Source organism: Bartonella sp. AP19HLJMH, from assembly GCF_042196245.1.
Classification (GTDB): Bacteria; Pseudomonadota; Alphaproteobacteria; order Rhizobiales; family Rhizobiaceae; genus Bartonella.
This window is the reverse complement of record NZ_JBHIPX010000091.1, coordinates 1-692: the sequence shown is the minus strand read 5'-3', so window position 1 is coordinate 692 and position 692 is coordinate 1. Positions and strand designations below refer to the sequence as shown.

The window sequence follows — 692 nt, the reverse complement described above, 5'->3', positions numbered from 1 at the left end:
CATCATTGACAAGACCACTAACTTTCTCATCCGTATACTTATTGGCATCTTCAAGAACTATCTTCATCTGCTCTTCAGTATAATCATGCAACTGACCACCATTAACAGCTTGCTGAGAACCTGCTTCAATCTTGCCTGCCGCTACATTGTCTATCATAACAGGTTCGCTGTCATTGCCTCCTACTAACGTAATGCTATTGGTCTTTTTCCCATCACTATCTTTGTCATAGGAAACAACGCCATCTGTTACGGCTACTTCAATATCTTTCACATGTTGATCTATCGTATCTACTTTGTCTTCAACCTCTTTTACCCTCTCATTCGTGCTCCAAAGCTGACCACCATTAACAACTTCTTGCGAGCCTTCTTCTATCTTACCATCCAATACATTCGTAATCTTACTCGACTTACCATCATGCTTCGCATCATACGCGCCTTCTTCTTCATTCCAATTCAAACCATTGCTCGCCACATTCTTCTCAACATCATGAATACGCTCGTTGATACTCGTCATACCATCACTGACACCATCAAAAGCTCCTGCTACATCATGATAGATCTTCTTTTCTGACGAACTACCATCAGAATTGAATTGTGAAACCTTGAATTCCGGAGCCCTCCATTCGCCACCTTCATAGCTAGCTCCTCCTCCTAAATACATCGCTAGCGTCTGATGCAAGGAATAAAGCTGA

The 692-nt window shown here is 42.1% G+C and carries 1 pseudogene; it reads right to left on the bottom strand.

The features are described 5' to 3' along the window. Nucleotides 1–692, bottom strand: a pseudogene (locus ACFINR_RS09540) (hypothetical protein); the annotation flags it as partial.